Raw genomic sequence first — 20593 nt, 5'->3', positions numbered from 1 at the left:
TCACCAAATTTATTAACTATTTGCTATTCAAAATCAACTAATCTTTAGAGTTTATTATATCTTCAAGCTCCCCAAAACTTAAGAGCTTTAGATGTTACCGCCGCTTTAAATGCTCTAACTGTGTAATCATGAAGCTGCCGCATATATTCAATTAAATCATCAGTGACAAATTCACGTTGCTGTAATGAAAAATTGTCTACGTCAAGAACTGCAACAGTTTCACCTGGATCAATTTGGAGTGTCGGTTTAACACTCTCTAGACTAATGTCAGGTGGTAGGTAAGAACCATTATCAGACTGGAAAAGACGTAAAACAAGTCCTCCGGCTGGTGTTAAAGCAGTTGTTTCAAACTTATATAGTGACTTGGTAGCGCCAAAATCCTCTGCTGGTATTCCAAGAATGCTAGGTTTTAAATAATCGCTAAGTGTTTGTCCTTCTTTGGGTCTAATTACATCCACATACCTTAGTCCAACTCTTTCAGCTAAACTAGCGTCCGTGACTTCTTGAAAAATTATGAGAATTTCTTTGAAGGACTGCACGAATACATCGAATACATCGTAATTAGTTGTTTCGAGAACAATAAAATGTGGAGAAATTATTACCGCTTCTTGTTCATTTTTATCAGTAAAAAACCACCTATCCAAAGAAGCTATATGTATCTGCGGAGAAAGGTTAAATTCTGGAGTTGGAGCATATTTGTACTTTATGTATCCTTTATGTCGTAATTTCTCCTGAAGCGCTGGGATGTAGTTTTCCATAATGAGAATAGGAGAAATTGCGACCTGAGCAAGAACATAGACTAGAGGTGAATTTTCTAAGCGAAGCGCAGGCGATGTTCTCTTCATCTGAAATCTTACACTAAATCTTACACTAACTGTATTATGCACCGTAATGTAAATAAAAGCTCCAAAAACACTAAATCTTTACTTTCTCCGTCTTATCGCAACTATTACAGACATCGCAGATTTCAAATTTAAAAATCTAAATTCTCTCAAAGGCTTGTCAGGAGTGAATTGTATAGAGGTAAAATACCTTAAATAATGTTTGCTGTTAAGCGCTCTCATTAACGCCTTACCTCTTAAATAGGTAGGAAAAAGCCCTGTGTCAGACACTTACTTCCGTAGTGAGCGCTCTTGTGCTTTGCCTGCAACAAAAGCAACGTCCCTTGAAAATTTATAAGAAAGTTTCTCTGATAGGTACAAAAATTAAGAACGGAGTAGTTTAACTCCCCTGAGCCACTCACTCCAGCCCTGCTTTAAGCGCGGCTTTAGCCGTGTAGTAAATCTTACGTTCCCCAAACACTGCTCCGCCAGGGCTAATCAACCGGAACTGCCAGCAGTGGGCTGGGGTGTGGAAGACTATCAGGGTAGTGCCGTCGATGCCGATAACGTGGTGGATTTTAGTCTTTTCCAAGTGTGATCGCCTCAATACCTGCCTTGGTATTCCAGTGCTAATTTATAGCTCTTCTTTGAGCGCCTGAGTATTACCCCGAAGTGTATTGCTATTAGATAGAGGCAATTGCTTTGTTAAAGTCAAAATGGATAGTTCAGCGTAATGTCAAACCGTTGTTTGACGAAAGTAATTGTTCTTGGCACTGAGAAATGTACTACCAAGTCTGTCTGATTATCTGCCCAATTTTCTTTCCACTTGCTAAGGTTAAAACTGGGAGGATACTCAAAGTCAAACAATAAGTCACTACCAAGAAGGCGTTCAACTGCCTCAATGCCATGTAGATTTGCATTACCGCTAATTCGTTCTAACATATCATCGAAATACGACTGCCCCACTGCCCTGCTCAAATCATTTTCACGACTTAAGTAATTAGCAATTCTTCTGGCAATATATAAATCTTCTCCGTAGAGAAACTGCCGCCCTTGAGGAGTTAAAACTTCTGCTGAACCATGAGTAATTAAGAACCGCGCTTGATGAACCATAATGCTACGTCCATCTGCTGCAAGTTGCCCGTAGCAGTCATCAGGAAGCTGTAAAGGGGTGTACCTAGTTAAATCTGCTAATAACTCGGATAGGCGCAACACATAATAGAAAAAATCTGATAAGGGCTGTTCTAGTAAATCGCTAGTCGGGTTATAAAGCATTCCTGCCATCATCTCAGATAAGCTGTGATAATACGCTTGGTCGTCTGTACATCCTTGGTTTCTTAACAGTGCTGAGGCAAAGTCTAAGTCTTCCGCTCTATAGTTATGCTCCTTATGTTTTTTCTCTGTAGTAATATCAAAATCTGAGCAAGTATCGTTGCCTTGAGCAATGCCATCTGGATGCAACGCACAAACTAGAAGTTCCTCATCAGCATAAAATTTACAACGGCGGCATTCGGGTAGTTTTCGCATTGCGATAACATTTCCTTTCTCTAGTTATACAGCTAAATGAAAACTCAACTATCATCCGTAGCAACAGCCATCGTTACCCCATAAACCTCAACTTTAGTCCTAACACAAAATTAATTAATCGTTTACCGCTAATTAAAAATCTAATTAACCCAAATGCGATTGCGTTGTCTCGGAGTCGCTATCATCATTAAACTCTTCCTCTTCTAAATTTTGCTGGGCATAAACTTTCTTTTCCCAAAGAGTGCTATTGCCTACACTCTCGACTTCTAGCCTACTAACCAGGGCATCTGCAAAAGTGACTGCTTGCTCTGCAACCTCTAAAGGCGAGATTGTTTGAGACAAACAGACACTACTGAAGACACTTTGTAAAGCCATCCCTGCTAAATGCGCTCGTAAAGTTTCAGCAGTTGCAGTATCGCCTAACTTAGTGATTACATCTAGTTTGACAGCCGCTGCTAATCTCACAGCAGCAAACTCGTTACGTAAATATTCTAGGTGAATTTTCAGAGAACCCAATTCATTTTTTAAAGTTTGTAGTTTAGCTAGTTTTTCAGTGTATTGACGATCCTCAGCTAGTATTGTAGCTTTTCGAGCATCGCGCTGATTTTGATTTTTTAGTGTTGGGTCAAAAGCAACTTGACAAAAGACAGCGTTAACTAAGCAATCGATTTCTGATTTTTGCTGCTGCACTTGCTGAAATACTTCTAGGCACTTATGTGCTTTCTCGTTTATCGCTCGCGGGTAGTCAATCAGTTCCATATTTACAGAGTTGAGAGCATAGAAATTAACAACTAACTATTATTGTTTCATAGACCATTATGATGATTTATATAATTTTCAGCGACTGCCCCAAGACAAAATTAACCAACCGTTGACCACTGAGTAAACTTATCTGATAATCCCGCAGCAATTCCTTTGCTAATTCTCCAGTTTTACCCGTATGGATAAAGAATCCTCCATGCGCTTCCTCCCCCTGGATAACTTGGTAAAAGTCACGGATATGCTTAGGGTTAATATAACCGCGATAACGCTTTGCTTGAATTAGATAAAGCCTTCCAGCGATTATCACTCGCCCATCTAAACTACCGTCACCCGTATAGCAAAAGTTACGCTCGATTTTCCATCCTTGTTCCCGACAGCACATTAATAGCAATTCTTCAAAAGCTTAAGGGTTCATTTTGCGTAGGATAGCGATCGCTTCCGGTAGTTCAACAACAGTTATTTATCTTACTAACTCTATAAATTTTGTGTTTTGCAGAAATACATAAGCTTTTGCATTCCACTCGTTTACCGAACTACCACCGATAATCAAGAGTAGTGGCTCCGGGCATTGATAAAGAGGCGATGAAGCAATCTGATTCATTTGCTCAATGTCTATCTGGCTGGCTTTAGGGGATGCATATGGATGAAAGTGCCATTCACCTAAATAATAGTGCTTATCACGATGCCAGAGCCGATGCAGCCATCCTTCGAGACCTTGTGTCCCTCTATTAAACCAGTTGCTACCGCTAGAGGAATCTGAGGGAGGGCTAGATATGGCTGTTACCACAGCACAGGTGTGCAACTCCGTATAGAAACCCACAAGAATACCCCCAGTTTCATTAGTGCCAGAATGGACACACATTTTTAAAAGTTGGGATAGTCTTTTCTCAGCGATGCTAATTCCAAATTTTTTATCCAACGACCAAAACTCTAGGTCAGCCATTTCCTACCTCAGTATACACTTGATGAATGCCTACAAAACTACTGTTTTCATAAACTTGCTCAAAAACAGCTAAATCAGGAGATTTGATTGGCGATTTAAGCAAAGATTCTATATGCTTTACTGCTGTTGATGCCATCATCCATATATCATCAGCTCGTGCTGGAAAAACTGGATGCCAACATCCAATACCTTCTCTAGGTAATTCCTGATCATCATATTCCTGGAGTTCTTTACCTAGCCAAGGATTTATCATGTTGCGGAAGCTAGTGTGAGGAAAGCTACTACCGTAGGCAGAAAAGCAAAAAAGACGCTTGCCACCTAATCCTATTGAAATAGAGAAGAAAATTTTGTCGTTGCTCCAAGGAAAACTTTCCAGGTTGTGCAGCACAGCATCACTTCCCGTACAGTCAACAACAATGTTGCACTTTTGAATTTGCAATTCTTCTGCTTCTTTAACAACCGGAAAAGCCGCAGAAATGGCTTCAACAGCAGCATGGGGAGAGATAAGATTGAGTCGATAAGCCATTCCATAGGCTTTGGACATTTTGATTGTCTGTAGATCTAGGGAATTGCGGGTAAGGTTACCTACTTCTAATATATCTGGATCAACGATGGTAATATCGTGTACATTGCCTCGACATAAAAGTTCAGCTATAGATGAACCAACTGCACCAGCTCCCAGTAATAAAATTTTTTGGGCAGTTAAGGCTTTGGGAAGCTTGCCACGAGTAGTGATTTGCTCAACGTGCCAGTTTTCTGATACTATCCATGATAAGATATTTTTTCCACAAAAAGTATTCGTATAGTCTCGCCGCCAATAACCCTCCTCATTAGTTCTAAATCCCTTAGCTGTCTTCGTCCCCTGAGATAAAACAGGCAATAACAATGCTTGCCAATGAATTTGCTGGGATAGTCCATTTACTAGACTGGGGATAGGGAAGCCGATAAGAACAATATGCTTTTTTTTATCCCTTATAGTCTTTAGTGCTGGTTTTAATAAATCGTCCAGATCTATTCCTTGGCTGCGACAAGCTACCCGTAATTCTTTCCAAGTTGATGGAGCTTGCCATGGTGAAACAATAGGGATATTTTTCAATCGTAACCATATTCCCCTTATTGGTGCAGCGCTTGCATCAGTCATTCCTTTTCCCCAAGTCGGGGTGAGTAACTCTCTACCATCCATTGATTGAAAGGATTTGACGAAAAACAGATTGGTTGTTCTACTAAATGGTACTAGCTCAACTAGACCTGCTCGAGCGGAAATATTTTCCCACTGGACAAACGATTCATCTCCTTCAGAAAAAGTAACTGTAGTCAGAGAAGTTAAGGGAAAATGAGGAAGCTCAAAGTGTTCATAGGGAGCAGCAAGGTTATCTTCTGAGGCTGCAATTAACCAGTTAACTGCGCGCTGGAAATGCCAGTACAGCCTCGTATTTACATCGTAAGGCTCAATGTCATATCTTTGACGACCCACAGCCCCAATATCAGTAATCAAACATAATTTACCATCGCGCCAAGGTAGTTGCTCATCGCCATAGCTGTTAAAGTTTTGGTGAGGAAAAGTCTGAGTCAGTCCTTTTTGTTTAGCTGGGTAAAATTTAATGTCTCCCCAAGGATACTGTGGAGTAACAAGAACGTACCAATCTGTTGATATAGGTACTAACCCTTCTTTTGAGATATCCAGAGATAGCCTACAGTGAAGTACCCATTCTTTTACTTGTTCACTCCATGTCCAGTCTTGTAGAAGTAAAACCGATGACATACCCTCTAACGATCTACGAGCAACAAGCAGTGCTTCTGAAGGTGTTTTTTTAGCGCGCACTATGCAAACCTTCCTCCACCAAGGATAGATATATTACTCCGTTGAGTAAATCCGCCAGGATTTGGACCAAGGGTACGACCACTATTATCATTTGGTGCTTTTGGAAATTCCTGACCGAAGAGTATGCGCCAATTCTCAGCGCTCTCATACACAGTATCCGCATCAATTGCGTCGCGAGCTACCTTCGCAGCAGTGCATACCTGGTTGTGGAATTCTGCAAAGTCTTCCCCTGATACCCGTTTGAATACATTATGTGTAGGTACGCTATGATCTCGCAGGTCTGGTGCAGTCTTTGATGCGGCATACACCTTATAGCTACTTGCAATTTTCTCTAAGGTTTTCGTTACACCCTCTGCTACTGAGCAAATTCCATCAGGACAACACTGCCCGATTAGATGCTCAACAGGATATCCTTTTGGGTATTTTGGTGTCAGATGGTTTACTCTCCGCCACCACTTGAGGGCTTTCACGACATTTATATAATGTCCATTACACAAGCGATTTTTGTCCCATGTCCATTGGATTTGGGCTAAGGGGTGTGTAGGAACCCAAACTTTAGCATCTCGGTCTGGAATATAGAGTGGTGAAAGTTTCCATTCAGCTTCTTTCTTTGCATTATTCAATCGAGACTGCATCAACTGAGTAGGCATGGTCGATCGACTTTCTAAAGATATCCACGATGGCACTAAGCGCCAATCGTTAACATTTTCAGGAGTATCCTGGGAAATGACACTGTCAGATTTAAGTATGCCAATTTCACTTTCTGATGGTGCTGAAGTAATTACTAAGTCAAGATCTACGTAGGATAGCGTAATTCCAACAGAGCGACCCTGTAATTCGAACTTGTCTTGATAATATTTGTTGAGGAAGGGAATAAATGGGTTGAACGCGCTTTCTGGATTCAGATAGTCTTGTTGGTTAAGCTTTGTTACTACAATGACATCGACATCAGCTCGTTTACCTGATTTTGGTTTCACAGCTGTAGCGCGGCGATAACTTCCTTGGAGAATAATCGCCACAATAATAGGTGCAAGCAGTGGATCTGCCAAAAGATTTTTGCTTAAGGTTCTGTGACCGCGAATGTAGTCATCAACTTGATTGTCAGTAGGACGAATGTTGGACAGAAAGTCGATAAAATAGCTAGGCAGTTCCATATTTACTTTACTTAAAAATTTAACTTGGTTATTAATGTTCGTGTAAAATTGGAAACGGAAAACTCAAAGTGGGTTGATACTCACCAGGATTACTTCTGTCAAAGTCGTATTCGTAGAAGACGCACGAGCCGAAGCTTTGAGCAAGTTGACCGACCGAAAAGACTAATGCATTAGGAGCAGCAGCAAAAATGTGTAGCTTCGCTTTACGTTCGGCAGTAGTACGAGCGCTTTTAAGGTGGTTTGACAGATGGGTAGCAAGTAGTTTGGCATGATCGGCATTTAGTACAGCCTGTTGGCTAGCTCCAGCACAAAGTGAGCAGGAAATAATGCGGTGAAATATGAGCTTTGATTGAGTGATGTAGTCTTCGACATCTGATAGAACATCATGGGTCGCAGATATAGTTAGAGCTATATCTACGCCTTCGTCCGAAATTAGCTTCTCAGCAAAATGCCAAGTTGGGTAATACTCATGCTTGGGTTTTGCAGATAATCTCCAGATTTCTCGTCCGGAAGTAGTAGATTGAACAACTGCTACGTCAACCCCAGATTTAGAGTTAAGGCAATAACCTGCTGCGAAGACAATCGACGCATGGGTATGAAAATGGATAAGGCAGCGTTGATTAGGACGTAAATTTGTAGATAAAAAGCTCTTTATTTCTGGATATATTTGCTTCTGCCAGAGTTCAGGAGACTTAATATATCGTCCGTTAAACCAATGCAGTAAGTCAAGCATGACATCAGTTTCGTCTTCCAAGTTTTCTGCCCACTGGAGGAAACTACGAATACCTACACGGTAAGTATCTGGTTCAGGAATAGAGTACCCCATCCAAAGCTTCTCCCGTTTACAAATCACCTCTATCTCTGAGCGTGTAAATTGGGTTCTTCCAGTTTGAATAAACTTGCGTGCTAAGTCATCGTAGGGATGGCACTGACATCCCTCGTCAACAGGTTTAAGTCCAGCTCGATATAGTTTATCGTTTAGCTTATTACCCAACTCATTTAGAGTTGGACCTTGGTGGATGCGTAAAGGACAAAGAACTACTCGAAGCTGTTCGTCTGTTTCGATCCCTAAATGTTTTCGCCAAGCGCTACGAAGCTTGCCTAATTGCGATTTTTCGCCACCTTTAGCTAACCTATACCAATCTAGCCTGCCATCTGTTTGAGAATGGACTTGTGCCAAAAGGTCTTCAGGATGGATTTGCCAAGGAGAATAAAGGATAATATGAGCCTCAGTTCCACTAGGAGCGTATTGCTCTTGGGCATTCTTAAGGCGCTGAAGTATAGAAACTGATGTTGCATTAATAAAGCTAGGGTCCATCAGCCCTTGCCAGGTAATAGATCCTGCTGATGTAACGTGGAACTTTACTTGGTAGTATTCAGCTTGAAGCAAGTTATCTTCATCCTCAGACGCATTATTGCCGAAATAGGTAACGACATCATCAAAGGATTTTACGTTGCTTTCTTCATATGCTACGCGTACTACTCTTGTTCGTTCGGCAAACAGGCGACAGACCTGAACCCAAAACCACCGAGCTTGATAATCATCACCTTGTATACGAGCGGCAATCGCTCTTGCCATACTGGATTCCACTACCTTTTTACAAAGTCAATTGGTGCATTATCTATTATTCCCAACTTTTAAGAAATTGAATCAGTAATTTGAGTTTTTTCTGAATTAGCGTATTTTTTGTGAGTCAATGCTTAATTTTGACGTAAACGACAGACTATAATTTTATCTATTATGTCCAGCGATTGCGTAAAGATAGTAAGACTTTTGTGTTCATCTTCTATAAGGCTTCAAAAACTTTGGTAATTTCTCCATTACTGTTTCCTCTTTAGTTTATCCACCCACACCTGCGGCAACAGTACAGTCTTCCTTGTTTCTAAAGCCATTACCCGCAGATTATGGCAGACACCGTTCGCCTTGGGGCAAGCGACAGCAACGGGCATCCCCATAAATGCGATCGCACAATAGAAAACTACCAACGGTGTCCACACAAAATAAAAGAACGTAGTCCGGTTGGATGCTTTGTGTAAGTTACCAACCGTCCACTTCAGCCACATTTGCCACCGCTCCATCCTGGCTTTGTCCAAACGTTGTTCTTGGGCGATCGCTTTGGCATGTTCCCGCAACTTATAGTTGTTTAACTCAATTAGCTGCCGATCTGTGGTTGAAATAACGGTGATGCGCTGTTGGATACACTCGTCAATTAACCAGGCAAACGCTTCTGATTCGGGCTGCTGCTTGGATTCAACAGCCCCAGTGAGTTTCCCGAAGAAGTCGCTAGTACGCTCTTAGATGCTTGGCGAATCTCTGCTTCTAGTTGCCCAGAGTCAACATACTGTCGCAATCTTTGAGCGGTCATTTGCCAGAACAATGCTTTGATTTCCTCTAGTTGTTCGATTGCCATCTGAGGCAATGCTTCGCGGATTTGTTCTGCTTGGCTAAAAGCAGGTTGACTGAGCAATTGTCTGACTTCATCAAGCAACATACCATGAGCGTTAGACTTGCTCTGTTGAGCAATCCCAAAATGTGCTGCTACTTCTTCATAAGTCTTGTTTTGTTGTTTGACTAAGGTACACGCCTCCAGGAAGCGATCGCATTCTTGGGAATCATACTGCTCTTTATCCGATAAATCGCAGGCTGACAGAATTTTTCCCGCCTCAATTAGAGAAATCCGCGTCCCCACCTGTTCGCTAGATAGGGTTAATAGTTCAGACATTTCTAGTATGTTGGTATCCGCTTGGGCATCGCCAGATTCCTTTAGTTTGTCCTGCTTACGAAACTGTGCTGCTGTCTGCTTGTATGTTTTGCCTTGCTCAATTAGCGCACGACATTCGCGAAAGCGGTCAGCTTCGTCTTCCATATATTCATCTTTTTGCTCTAGAGCGCAGGCTTTGAGTGTTTCGGCAATGTCAACAGAAGACAATTCGGCAAATAGTTCGTGTTTTTGGTACATGATTGATTCCTTGGATTAGTGAAACAGTAGTCAATTTAATGAACTTAAAGAGCAAAAGTTTTACTCAAGCTTCTATGCCTTATAACCTGAAAATTGCATTAGAAATTCAGCCATCAATACCGACTTACCACTACGGGCTGTAGAGAAAATTTGGAGAGGAGGAAGTACCAATACTGAACAATCCTCTCCGGCATAACAGTAATTAACTTCCTCTTGCCCTAGTTCTAATTTCAGTAAAGCCAAAGTATTCTGTACTGCTACCGCATCCGGCTGGTAGATAGTGACAGCATTGACACCATCCCAATCACCGCGCAACATATAAGCCACTTCTCTTGCTGCTAATACTGAACTAAACAATATGGTGATTTTACCTGCATCTAGTCTAAAGGCAGACAACAGGAATAATGATGGCGATTCGTGCAAAAGATTTGAGATATTTTCTAAACTCTGGGACATATCGTGCCTGCTAATTATTGAATAAATCGTCAGGATCGTATTGGGTTTCATCTTCTACAGCCGGAGGAGATGGCTCAATTTGCGCGGGGTATTGACCGTTTGAGGTACTATCTCTAAGTTGATTTTGCTCTTGTGCCATTTCATCCATTTCTCGAAAATACTGTAGCTGCAACATCAGTCGGTTACTACAATCACGAATGACTTGGTGTAATTTTTGTGGTGTTGCTTTTTTGCTATCTCTATAAACCAGTGGTAGCCAATGACTTATCAGCGCCGTCATTGCCATATCTCTAAGTGGGTAGAGCGTCTGAGCGGAATTTTTTAAATAGCGCAGTAGTTCAAATTCTGGGCTACCTGGTTCCGCCTGAATACTAAAACGGATCTCAAATTTTTCTGACAAGACCAACACCGCCTTCTATTTTTTTAAGGAGAGAACGAGATAATCCATAGACATCTGCTAGTCGCAAACACAAAGTATCTTTTTCTGGTGAGAGGTTGAATGCTAGTCTCACATCCTCCTCTAATTCTGCTGCCCAGGAAATATCAATAGTCGCAAAGTGAGACTTGAGTTCAGAGCGAAAACACTCCGCCGTTCCGCCGCCAATAACTACTTCATCAACACCTGTGGGAATTATACTCTTTAGCCATCCAGACAGAATGCTCCAATACTCAAGGCGGGAAATTCTCACCGCCTCCATAATTTGGGCAATTTCTTCAGCTTGATGTTGTGGCTTTTTACTCCGCACTAGCTCTTGAAACAGCTTTTGTTTGTCCTTCCCTGGCTTTTTAGCCATTGCCGCCCGATGGATGGCTCGAAGCAATGGTTCGCTATCCTGCCCAGATGTACGTTGTTGTACCCTCTCAACTAACAACACTAACCCGTAATGTTTTGGTGACGTGCCACCATCAACAATCTTGCCACGTTCAAATAGTAGAAAAGATACATCTCGGTAGCCCATCATCAGCACTAAGATTACCCGCTCTTTGGTTGCTAACCCTAACTTTCTCCCACGTGTCAATACCAGTCCCGCACCTTCAGGTTTGCATTCAAACACCTGTAATGGCAATGAGAATGCCTTGCCACGAAAGCAGAAGTTAGATAAGGCGTTGGTAGCCGAGCGCTCAAACTTTTCACAGTCCCGCCATTCTTTGTAAGGCAATAGTGAGGCTAACGCCACAGAAAAAGAGTCTGGTAAACCCTCACGCTCTGCGATCGCTCCTACGGCTGCCATCAACTTTAATACTGCTCTTTCGTACTTCAACTCATTAAGTCCGGCATGAGCGTAAAATTGTTTCTGGGCTAAGAACCCCACCGCATAAAACTCCCCCTCACACTCTATCCAAGCCTCGTTTTCTGGGTCGGCGCTGGTCAACCTTTGCGCCTCGTATGCCTCAATCAACTCTTGGCTTACTTCTATTACCTGGGGTTCCATCAACAAAATCTTTGGCTCAGATTTTTCCCAACAATTGTAAACAATCTGATACACGATCTTTGTTAGCGATGACCCAGGATCTAAAGTTAAGACTAAAACGATTTGCCTTTCCATTGTTTTAAGCTCAGGCATTTATTCCTCTTTATTTCAATGCCAACACAAAGTTTTTTGCGAATTTACATTCGCAGCAATTCTCAATAATTTTTGATTTTACTGTGCTAACACTGTTTGGCGGTTTCTCGGAGTTGTTGACGTTATTAAACAACTTTTACCGATTTATACCGACTGGCGTTACTTCAAATTTAACTTAGCACTTATTGAAGAAAAAACAAACCATTTTCAAACATTTTATTGACCAAAATAAACAATTTTTACCGACTTGTGCCGACTTATGCCGACTCAATTCTTACTTATTGACTGCACTAATCAATAAGTACCTAAAATAGCTAGGTAGTCGGCAACTATTGACGACTTATGCCGACTCTTGCCGCTTTCTACCGACTAGCGATGGGGAGGCGACCTCCCCAAACCCCACCGGAATTATGTAGTCGCATAGGCGACCGCACCTGACGCACCTTTTGGTGCAAAAACACAATTCAAAGAGTTGCAATAATTGAATTATAAGCTATATTTTTAGTATCAACTTTACGCGACCAAAATTACTTAAATTCCCCTGCTTTTTGTAAAGCGGGTTAATTTCAAGCAAAATCATCTTTTTAATTTTTTGAAAGCCAGCAGCTTAATTATTTAAGTTGAAGGAAAGTTTTTAATGGTAACAAACAAGCCCAATAAAAATTGCAATGTGGATTTAATAATTATCAGCGCTAGGGATATAGGTGCAGAATTTTTCATCGCACGAAACAGCGAAGTAGAACAAGCCTATCACCGCCTAGTTGAAAAAACTGTTGAGGCAATCAGGGATGCTGACTCTAGCCAACACTAATGCAACCCAAGCCAAGACCTACTACAAAAAAGAGAACTACTACAGCCAAGAAGATGCTGAAGTTAATTCCCAGTGGCAAGGGCAAGGAGCATCCAAATATCAGTTGTCTGGTGCAATTGTAGATATGGATGTTTACAACAACATCGTCAATGGTCTAAGTCCTGATGGCAAAACACAACTAAGACAAAAACAAAACCATGAGGGTAAGTTTGAACGTGCGGGCATTGACTTAACTTTCTCCGCTCCTAAGAGCGTGAGTATAGCTTGCTTAGTAGGTGGTGATACGCGACTGGAAGAAGCGCACCGTAAAGCAGTAGCAAGAACTATTGACCTAATTGAGTCACGTTATGCAACAACCCGAATCAACGGGCAACCAGTACAAACAGATAATTTAATTGTGGCAAAGTGGCATCACGATACAAGCCGAGAGCTAGACCCCCACCTGCATACTCATTGTCTGGTAATGAACTGCACCCTCGGACCAGATGGTAAATGGCGTAGTATCAGCAACAAACCTTTTTACCAAAATAAAATCCTGTTGGGGCAAATCTACCGCAATGAGTTGGCGTTGGAGTGTCGCAAGTTAGGCTATGAGATTGAACCACATCCTAAAGAGCTATTTGAGATTAAGGGGTACACCAGAGAGCAAATTGAAGGCTTCTCAAAAAGGCACGAACAAATCCTAAACAAGCTGGAAGAAATAGGTGCCGAGCCAACTTGCGAAAACAAAATATGGGCATGGCGTAAAACTAGGGCAAAGAAAAATCATGAGATTGGGCGCGATGAGAAACTACCTTACTGGCACGAGGAAGCCCATTTATATGGCATCATTCATCCTGATAAAGCACAGGTTGTTGAACCTACCTCAAAGGAGCAAGATGAACAAATCGCGGCGGAAATCAAGTTAGCAGTAGATGTAGCAATTGAGCATTGCAGCGAACGTCAAGTTGCATTTACAGGTGAGGATATTGAAAAATTTGTCATCGCCGAAGTCAAGCCATTTAGCATCCATCAGTTAGAGGGTGCGATCGCCACCCATCCCGAACTAATTAAAACTTACGATGGACGACGACGGTACACAACCCAAACAGCTTTAGCTAGAGAACTCGCTACTATCAAGCTGATGCAGCAGGGTAAAGGGCTATGCAGCGCGATCGCTACTTCAGAAACTATAGATAGCTACTTGGCGGATAAAAGCTTAACTTCAGGGCAAAGAGAAGCGATCGCTCTAACTGCTACAAGCACTGACCAATTTATTGCATGGCAAGGAGTAGCAGGGGCAGGTAAGACTTACGTTTTAAATGAGTTAAAACAGCTAATCCAAATGCTGCAAGAAGTTACCGAGTCAGGCGAAATAACCCTTTTAGCTGGATATGCCCCAAGTAAGGAAGCAACTAAGGTACTGGGACTAGAAGTAGGAATTGAAACCAATACTGTTGCAAGTTTACTGCTCTCCAAACAGCCAGCAGAAACTAAGCCAAATCAAATTTGGATTGTAGATGAAGCGGGTATGCTCAGTGCCAAAGACGGCTATGCCCTGCTGCAAAGAGCAACAGCAGTAGGAGCAAGAGTAATACTTGTAGGTGATACGCGACAATTAAGTGCAGTTGAAGCTGGAAATCCCTTTAAAAGCTTGCAACAAGCTGGAATTAGTACAGCACACCTTAACCAATCACTACGGCAAAAAGTCCCGGATTTGCAACAGGCAGCCTCCTTAGCGGCGGCGGGAAATCATGCTGATGCCGTGCAACACCTTTTAGATGTAGGTAGGGTACAAGAAATCTCCGCTCTTGAGCAAAGGAGTACGCTGATTGCCCAGGATTACTTACAACTAAGCCCAGAGCAACGGCGAACTACTTTGGTTTTAGCTGGAACTCATAAAGAAAAAGCCCAGATTATGCAGGATCTTCGGGAGGGGCTAAAACAGGAGGGAACACTTGTAGGTGAGGATGCTGTTGTAACCAGGCTTAAACAAAAAGACCTGACGAACGTACAAGCTCGATACCAGCATCATTACAACATCGGCGATGTAGTCATACCTTTACGATCGTACAAACGAGCAGGGCTACATAAAGACCGAGCTTATGCTGTGTATGGTTACGAGGCTGACAAGCTAATTTTGAGCGATTGGTCAGGAAACCAAGTGGCTGTTGACCCAATGAAGTTTCGCAAAACTGTCTACACCCAACAAAACATTGAAATCTGTGTTGGAGAACAACTGAGGTGGATAAAGGAAGATAAACAAAGCGGACGCAGCAATCGAGATGAATTTACAGTCACAGCAATTGAGGGTAGGACGGCAACGATTCGCTATCACAATGGCAAAGAGGAATCATTGTATCTAGACGAGCCATTAGCTCTTGATTATGCGATCGCATCGACAACCTATAGCAGCCAAGGCAAAACAGCCGACCGAGTATTAGTTTCGTCCACCTGTGATGCGACAGTAAGCTCCGAAAGCGTTTATGTTGCCATCAGCCGCGCTAAATATGACCTAAAAATCTACGCTGAAAATGTAGATTTTCTGCTGGAGCAAGCACAGGAAAGCAAGGCTCAAAAAACGGTACTGGAATTATTGCAGCCCACTTCTAAAGTACAGGTTGCAGCGACGGCAGTAAGGGCTGGAGCTTCTTCGGTTGAGCAAGCGGCGGATGTTCCAATAACACCAAAACCAAGTCGTAAGGACTCCGCCCCAGTTATAAGTATTGAACGACCCCTCAAGCGTCAAAATCAGAAAGCAGCACTCTTAGCGCAAAATCCCGTTGTTAAGAGAGAGCCACCCAAGCAGTTAGAGGTATTTTGGCAACCCACCAGCGCCGAGGAAGCTCCACCCCATATTGAAGCAAAGCATTGGCAGGAATTGGTTGAAGGCAGCGCTATTCATCCAGACATTGCTGCTGCTAACTTCCGCAGCCTACAAATGGGAAGTATTGAGCAGGAGCATGAGGCTTGGGAATACTTGATGTACTCGGACAAGTTGGAGCGAACCAACATTGGGCAACTAACTACTGGAATGCTCAAGCGATACGCCCATGTTGATGCTGGCGGTTGGTGGTGCAATTCCGGTGTTAATGCGCTATCTTTTTCCAACTTAGAAGCAGGTAACGAGCCGCAAGAGAAAATTTGGGGCTGTTACAAACCCAATGAGCCAAGGAGTAATCCAGATAAACCAGGGAAAGTCATCAAGTACGAGCATCCACCAAAAACCGACTTAGGTATTTTCCTCTTAGATGTACCCGAATATATTGCCCAAAAGATTTACCAAAAAGCAGGAGTTGATCCGTCTCAAGAAGATCGGCAACGCGGTTTTTGGTACTGCGCGTGGAAATATAACTTACCTATTACCCTAGCGGAGGGAGCAAAGAAAGCAGCTAGTTTACTGAGCCAAGGTCACGTTGCCATCGGGCTACCAGGAATTTACGCGGGTTATCGCAGTAAGGATGAGCAAGGAAGACCAATAAAGGCTCATTTGCATGAAGAATTGGCAGTTTTCGCCACGCTAGGGCGCGACATTAGTTTCTGCTTTGACTACGAGACGCGCCCAGAGACAAAGCGGAATATTGAAATTGCGATTTCTCGGACTGGAAGCTTATTGCAACAGCAGGGAGTAAAAGTTAATGTGGTCAGTCTACCGGGACTAGAAAAAGGGGTAGATGACTTGATTGTGGCTCATAGTCCACTCGCTTACGAACAAGTGGCATCAGTGGCGCTGCCATTACGACAATGGCGCGAACACAACAAGCAGTCACGGCATTTAGCCATCGTGCCACCGCCTAAAAAATTGAGCGTTCAAGAGAGGAAAGAACAGCTAAAAGAACCGCCCTTGGGTCAGCACCCCATCAACAACCCGAACTTAAACCAATTACAAGAACCTGATCATGACAGCCAACAACGACAAATCAACCGAGAATACTCAGCCGATGGACACCTCAGAATTGACCAAAGCCTTAGCCCCATTGACCAAAAAGATCGCTCAATTGGAGAAAAGCAACAGTCAACTTACGAGCAGCCACAAGCAATTGGAGAGCAGCAACAGTCAATTGAACGAACAAATCCTGCGCCTGGAAATTACCCAAACCGAGAACCTCAAGGAATTGAAAGCCAGTCACTTGAACTTCTTGCAGCAATTAGCCGACACCTTGAACTCCAAACCGTCGAGCAACTTGGAGCCGACATTACAGAGCTTAGTCGAAGCCTTGCAAACAGTTGGCTTCGAGGTCAGGGAGCAGCGAACTTCACAAGTAGCCTTGACCGACAAGATCCAACAATTATTGACCGCACAGCAGGTAATGAAAGTATTGAACAGCGAGGTGGAGATGACGGGCGAGTAAGCGGACAATTAAATGAAGCAATCGCTAATCACCTGAATGTAGAAGCCATTGCCTCAACAAGGGTTGCCCAAGACTTACATAATTTATGCCAAGACTTCTTGGGCAACCAGTCCCAACTATTAAGTGAGGTAATGCGAAAGCTTGAATCCGCGCTGCCTCATGAACTATTGCAATCAAGTTCAGAAGTAGCCCCAAGCGTTGAGGTACAGAGTCAAGCTGCTCGTGCTATCTCAAATTACCTAACAGCACGAACCATCACCCAAGCGCCGCTAACCCAAGAGCTTCTACCTTTAAGTGAACAGCTAAAGGGACTTCAGCACCAAGGGTTAACTAACGCCATACATCAACTAACCAAAGTGATTGAGGATGCGACTTTATCACAGCCCAAAGTACAACTAGACCAGGAGCAACTTAACCAGCAATCAATACAATCCGTCGTCAGGCACACTCAGCTTGATGCAATTGCTTCACCCCTAATCCAATCGCTAACTGACCTCACGCAGCAGCTAGGGGATGAGCAATCGCAATCGTTTGAATCGCTCAAAGTGCTTGATACAGCAATTTCTGACTATTTAGCCCAAACCCAAGCAACAGTCGCGGCTCTCAAACAAAAAACAACTCAGCAAGCGCTCTTGGCAGCATCAAACCATGCTGAACATGAAACTATTGCCTCAGCTTTGGCCCTGACAGTATCACCATTAATAGAAGAATTGTCCCAACATCGGCAGCAGTTAGCCCAGGGGAAAACTGCTCTCAATTCCCTCAATAATGTACTTGACAAGCTAACTTGTGACCGCACTATTAGCACTGTTGCAGACTATATCGAACGCGCCAGTGTAACCCAGCACCAGAATATTCCCGTAGCGCTAACCAGCCTAACTACTGACCTCCAGTATGAGCAGGCTAATTCGCTTGCAGCATTAAATAGGCTTGACGTTGTAATTTCTAGCTACTTGGAACAAGCCAAAGCAAGAAAGGCGCGGCACGAGCAGCAAATAGTTACAGGCATTGGGGAAGCCGTATCAAAACACCTTGAGCAGTCGGCTGTTGAAACCCTGCCCTTAGTTGAAGCTTTGACGGATTTGACGCAGCAGCTTAAATCCAACCCTGATCGCGCTGCTGCATCAGTTAATCAACTTGACGTTATCATCTCCGGCTACCTGCAACAAATCGAGCCTTTATTAAAGGAGAAACAACAGCAAATAACTAACACTGCGATCGCATCTATTTCCCAGCAGATCAATTTGTCAGCGATTGGTTCAATAAGTACTATTTCCGCTTGTAAACAGATTGGGGAGGACTTAAGTATGCTCCAAACCGCTAGCAATACCCAGGCACTTAAGAAAGTCCACGCGGTAGTCGCTACACATACAAAAGAAACTGTAATCACTCTTGCCCAACAACTACGCGACCTTCCCCTTGATGAGATAGCAATCCGATTAGGGCTAACCCAAGACAAGTACGATAAGCACAAATGGCGCGGTGAAGGTCAGATTATCAGCATCAACGACCAAAAGTTCTACGACCACGCCAACCTCAAAGGCGGCTATGGCGCAATCGATTTAGTCATGCACGTCCAGGCGCGTGAGTTTAAAGAAGCGTTGGGATGGTTAGCCGATAGCGCCTTGGAACTACCACCTGTCCCAGTACGAGCGCCACAACCAAAAGTTGTAGAACGCCAATCCTTCCAACCGCCAAGCACCGACGAATCGAAGTGGTTAGCTGTGCGCCAATACCTAGTCGAAAAACGTCAATTACCCGTAGCCTTGGTCGATGAACTACATAGCCAAGGCAAAGTCTACGCTGATGCCAAGCAAAATGCTGTCTTCTTGCGCCAGGACATTAAGGGCAATCTTACCGGAGCTAGTTTGCGCGGTACATACAGGGATAGCGCTTTCAAAGGGTTAGCAACGGGTAGCGGGCGTGACAACGGCTGGTTCTCCTTTGTCCAAGGAGAAGGAGAGCTAAAGCGCATCGTGCTAGTTGAATCGGCAATTGATGCCCTGTCAGCCGCAGCTTTGGCGGAGCAACTTGGGCGAACAATGTTTGTCTCTACGGATGGCGCTGGTTCTGTCCCTACCACTTGGCTACGACAACAGCAACAGCAAAGGGTAGAAATTGTTGCTGCTCACGACCGCGATCGCCCTGGAGAAGAAATGGCATGGCGGTTAGCTGCTGAAATTGGGGCAGTTACTAGAGCAACGCCAACCTTTGGCAAAGACTGGAACGAGCAACTAAAGAGTGAAAGCCAACCTAGGCAAGTAGAGCCACAGCCAGAACCCTCGCAGTGGAAGCTGGTGGAGCAGGCAATTGGTAAACCCGATGCTTACATCAGCCGGATTGAGGCGGTTGTCGCTTCTGGTCAAGGACTATCAACTGAGGCAGCAGCAATGCGGCTGGACTTTAATACCTATAAGCAAACTGCTAGTGATTTATGGCAGTGGTATCAGGCAGCTAGGGAGATTGGTAGACCTGATGCTTACCTGGGGCGAATTATTGAAGTTGCGATCGCCTTCCATCACCCCAAAACGCCTACACCTTTAACTCAACAAGCTATTGCCACCATGCAGCAAGATTTGGCGCAGCACGAACAGTTGTCAACTTCTTCTTTGTGGCAGCATCATAGCCCAATCACTGACCTCACTCGTCCGATGAGGACAGATGCTATTGTCGCTCATACAGCCACTAAAGATAGCTCTAGCCTTCAGCAAGAACGGCTGAATACTAGAGCAGTGAAATTAAGTATCAAGCTGCTCTCCACGTTTGCTAAGAATCAGCGCAGCGATCATGTGTCGTGGACTGGTGGATGGTACACCTTCACCAAGGTTGGTTCAAATATCAAAGTAGATTGTATCCAACGGCAGGCAACAATATTAGAGTTATCCGATGGTAATCTTCAAGGCAGCATTACTCAAAGAGATGTAGAGAAGTTTGAACAAGTGCTAAAGGCAATAAAGGAGAAAAAAATTGGTAAGCAATTTGAGCTTTAACAGTTATTAGTGGACGTATTGAAAAGCGTTGAGTAAACTTGAATCTCTATATAAAATAATATGAAGCCCGTCCTTGTCATTATCCCTACGCTTATGACTATCATTATGGGGATTTCTCTAACTATGTTGTTTGGCAACCCTAAGCCCGTGGCTAGTGTCGCGAGTGAAGCGGTAACAAAGTCAGCTACTAACACTTGTAAAGACTACAAGAAAGTTCGGGTGACATCGCTGCCGGGATGCGAAGAAATTTTAGATTAATCGATGGTAACAGTTTGTTTCTTAGAGGATAATGATGACCAATAGCAAAGGTAAGAAAAATGACCTTAACTCAGATCTTGCACCAAGCTCAAACTCTTCTACTACAAATGTTTTAGCTCATTTACCTTTAGGCTAATTTTCACTCCAAGTAAGGCTTCCCAGTTATCAAGTGATCGCACGACCGAAAATGAGA

General features: G+C 43.4%; 16 protein-coding genes. 3 read left to right on the top strand and 13 right to left on the bottom strand.

Annotated features, from left to right (window positions below; translation table 11 throughout):
* Positions 1–62: 62 nt before the first annotated feature.
* From SYN7509_RS0221875 to SYN7509_RS0221810, 13 genes are all read right to left on the bottom strand, one after another.
* On the bottom strand, positions 63–845 hold the full coding sequence (locus SYN7509_RS0221875) for a TIGR04255 family protein (RefSeq protein ID WP_009631114.1): 783 nt from the start codon (positions 843–845) through the stop codon (positions 63–65).
* Between the two features lie 687 nt (positions 846–1532).
* Entirely contained in the window at positions 1533–2348 is an 816-nt protein-coding gene (locus SYN7509_RS0221865; protein WP_009631115.1) for a hypothetical protein, read from the bottom strand.
* 144 nt (positions 2349–2492) lie between these two features.
* Positions 2493–3107 carry a hypothetical protein gene (locus SYN7509_RS0221860; protein ID WP_009631116.1) on the bottom strand — a complete coding sequence of 205 codons (615 nt, stop codon included), beginning with the start codon at positions 3105–3107 and terminating at the stop codon, positions 2493–2495.
* A gap of 67 nt (positions 3108–3174) precedes the next feature.
* A complete protein-coding gene (locus SYN7509_RS26745; RefSeq protein WP_227501575.1) occupies positions 3175–3501 on the bottom strand; it encodes a restriction endonuclease in 327 nt (108 codons plus the stop codon).
* Positions 3502–3570: 69 nt separating this feature from the next.
* Positions 3571–4053, bottom strand: coding sequence for a Mov34/MPN/PAD-1 family protein (locus SYN7509_RS0221850; protein ID WP_009631118.1), 483 nt, complete (start codon positions 4051–4053; stop codon positions 3571–3573).
* The gene (locus SYN7509_RS0221845; protein ID WP_009631119.1) at positions 4046–5875 is read right to left on the bottom strand and encodes a ThiF family adenylyltransferase; all 1830 of its coding nucleotides are present in this window, start codon (positions 5873–5875) and stop codon (positions 4046–4048) included. Before SYN7509_RS0221845 ends, SYN7509_RS0221850 begins: the two co-directional genes overlap by 8 nt.
* A complete protein-coding gene (locus SYN7509_RS0221840) occupies positions 5875–7029 on the bottom strand; it encodes an SMODS domain-containing nucleotidyltransferase (protein WP_009631120.1) in 1155 nt (384 codons plus the stop codon). Before SYN7509_RS0221840 ends, SYN7509_RS0221845 begins: the two co-directional genes overlap by 1 nt.
* Before the next feature lie 31 nt (positions 7030–7060).
* Positions 7061–8608 (bottom strand): SAVED domain-containing protein, encoded by a 1548-nt coding sequence (locus SYN7509_RS0221835; RefSeq protein ID WP_009631121.1) that lies wholly within the window; start codon positions 8606–8608, stop codon positions 7061–7063.
* 242 nt (positions 8609–8850) lie between these two features.
* Positions 8851–9162 carry a hypothetical protein gene (locus SYN7509_RS0221830; RefSeq protein WP_028954500.1) on the bottom strand — a complete coding sequence of 104 codons (312 nt, stop codon included), beginning with the start codon at positions 9160–9162 and terminating at the stop codon, positions 8851–8853.
* Between the two features lie 77 nt (positions 9163–9239).
* Positions 9240–9989 (bottom strand): hypothetical protein, encoded by a 750-nt coding sequence (locus SYN7509_RS0221825; protein ID WP_009631122.1) that lies wholly within the window; start codon positions 9987–9989, stop codon positions 9240–9242.
* 72 nt (positions 9990–10061) lie between these two features.
* Entirely contained in the window at positions 10062–10445 is a 384-nt protein-coding gene (locus tag SYN7509_RS0221820; protein WP_009631123.1) for a hypothetical protein, read from the bottom strand.
* Positions 10446–10455: 10 nt separating this feature from the next.
* Complete coding sequence (locus SYN7509_RS0221815; protein WP_028954499.1) at positions 10456–10845, bottom strand: hypothetical protein; 390 nt, start codon at positions 10843–10845, stop codon at positions 10456–10458.
* Positions 10829–12010 (bottom strand): ParM/StbA family protein, encoded by a 1182-nt coding sequence (locus SYN7509_RS0221810; protein ID WP_009631125.1) that lies wholly within the window; start codon positions 12008–12010, stop codon positions 10829–10831. The genes SYN7509_RS0221815 and SYN7509_RS0221810 overlap by 17 nt, the downstream gene beginning before the upstream one ends.
* Positions 12011–12647: 637 nt before the next feature.
* On the opposite strand from SYN7509_RS0221810, the gene SYN7509_RS30530 reads away from it, so the two are divergent.
* From SYN7509_RS30530 to SYN7509_RS30285, 3 genes are all read left to right on the top strand, one after another.
* The gene (locus tag SYN7509_RS30530) at positions 12648–12821 is read left to right on the top strand and encodes a hypothetical protein (RefSeq protein ID WP_009631126.1); all 174 of its coding nucleotides are present in this window, start codon (positions 12648–12650) and stop codon (positions 12819–12821) included.
* Entirely contained in the window at positions 12799–20142 is a 7344-nt protein-coding gene (gene mobF / locus SYN7509_RS27865) for a MobF family relaxase (RefSeq protein WP_051482668.1), read from the top strand. The genes SYN7509_RS30530 and mobF overlap by 23 nt, the downstream gene beginning before the upstream one ends.
* Before the next feature lie 93 nt (positions 20143–20235).
* Positions 20236–20400 carry a hypothetical protein gene (locus tag SYN7509_RS30285; protein ID WP_158506182.1) on the top strand — a complete coding sequence of 55 codons (165 nt, stop codon included), beginning with the start codon at positions 20236–20238 and terminating at the stop codon, positions 20398–20400.
* Positions 20401–20593: the final 193 nt, after the last annotated feature.

Source organism: Synechocystis sp. PCC 7509 (assembly GCF_000332075.2).
Taxonomy (GTDB): domain Bacteria; phylum Cyanobacteriota; class Cyanobacteriia; order Cyanobacteriales; family Chroococcidiopsidaceae; genus Aliterella.
Note: the sequence above shows the minus strand (reverse complement) of the source record. Positions and strands in the feature narration are given on the sequence as shown.